This window comes from Buttiauxella noackiae ATCC 51607, assembly GCF_001654865.1.
GTDB lineage: Bacteria > Pseudomonadota > Gammaproteobacteria > Enterobacterales > Enterobacteriaceae > Buttiauxella > Buttiauxella noackiae.
Map to the genome: position 1 here is coordinate 1 of NZ_LXEO01000079.1, position 1,412 is coordinate 1,412.

The following is a 1,412-nucleotide window of genomic DNA, read 5'->3' on the forward strand; positions in this document are numbered from 1 at the left end:
GAACTGACCCCATAAAGTTGGACGGTTTATATCAGGCGGCTATCTGGGCCTGGGTTCGGTACTCTACCGGACTCAGGCCTTTTAGTTTCTGTTTTATTCTTTCATGGTTGTAATAGTAGATATATTCGTCAATAGCATCCCGTAACTCGCTGATGCTTCTATACTCCTCCAGATACAGGCATTCCGTTTTCAGCGTGCCGAAGAAGCTTTCTATCACCGCATTGTCATAGCAGGTTCCCTTGCGTGACATACTCTGTTTCAGCCCTGCTTCCCTGAGTCGCTTCTGATAGTGCGCCATCTGATACTGCCAACCCTGGTCTGAATGTACCAGCGGATATTCACCTTCACTCAGAACCGACAGCGCCTTACTCAGCATATCGTCCACCATCGACAGAACGGGTCGATGCTCCATCTGATACGCCACGATTTCACCGTTATACAGGTCAAGGACCGGGGATAAATACAGCTTTTCCCCGGCAATTTTAAATTCTGTCACGTCTGTTACCCACTTCTGGTTGGGTTTGTCTGCACTGAACTGGCGGTTCAGCACATTACCCGCAGCTTTGCCATATCGCCCTTTGTAAGAGTTGTATTTCTTCCTTCTGATACAGGCGGTTAAATCTAACTGCTGCATCAGTCTCTGAACCGTTTTATGATTCAGTGAACTCCCTTGCCGACGACCGGCCAGCGTGATACGCCGGTATCCATATCGCCCTTTATGCTTATGGAACAGCGCTAAAATCTGATGCTTATCATCAGCATATTTGTCCGGTTTTTTCGCGCAAGCCAGCTGCCAGTAAAACGTACTTCTGGCCAGCTCTGCCGCTTTTAACAGACGAGCCAGGGGATGCTGCGGCCTTAACTCATTCACGACCTGTGTTTTCTGCCGCGTTCTGGCGTGTTTTTTTCCCTGAGTAAGGCCTGAAGCTTTTTTAGATAAGCTACTTCGACGCGTAGCTGCTCGAGCTCCTCACGTTCGTCCGGGTTAAGGGGCGTTTGAGGCGTGTTGACTGATTTATTTCCAGGGGTATCCGGCATCGTTTTTTTCCTGCGGCGGTTATCTGTCAGGGCTTGCAGACCGCCTTCATCATACAGTCGTTCCCACTCACAAACCGTGGAAAAGGCAGGAATAGAGAATTTTGCACAAACTTCGCGAACAGACAGTCGATGCTCACGCATATACAGGATGACGGACTCTTTAAAGACAGGAGAGTAGGTGAAGCGTCGTGTGGTTAGCCCGGCTTCGCCATGAAGCTTCCAGACGGCAGACCACTTACGAACGGCACTGTGATCGATACCAAAACGCTTTGCTGTCGCTTTGTACCCTTCCAGACCGGAAAGATAGTGCTTCACAACCTGAAGTTTGAAGCTAAGAGAATATTTGCTCATAAAAAACTGCACCTTACTCGGTT

The 1,412-nt window shown here is 48.9% G+C and carries 1 protein-coding gene; it reads right to left on the reverse strand.

Translation table 11 applies throughout. The annotated features are described in order from the left end of the window. Positions 1–31 precede the first annotated feature (31 nt). Positions 32–1,389, reverse strand: a protein-coding gene (locus M979_RS23190; protein ID WP_157093300.1) for an IS3 family transposase whose coding sequence is annotated in 2 segments (ribosomal slippage) — positions 32–927 and positions 927–1,389 — 1,359 coding nt in all. Because the reading frame shifts where the segments join, the coding sequence is not laid out codon by codon here. Positions 1,390–1,412: the final 23 nt, after the last annotated feature.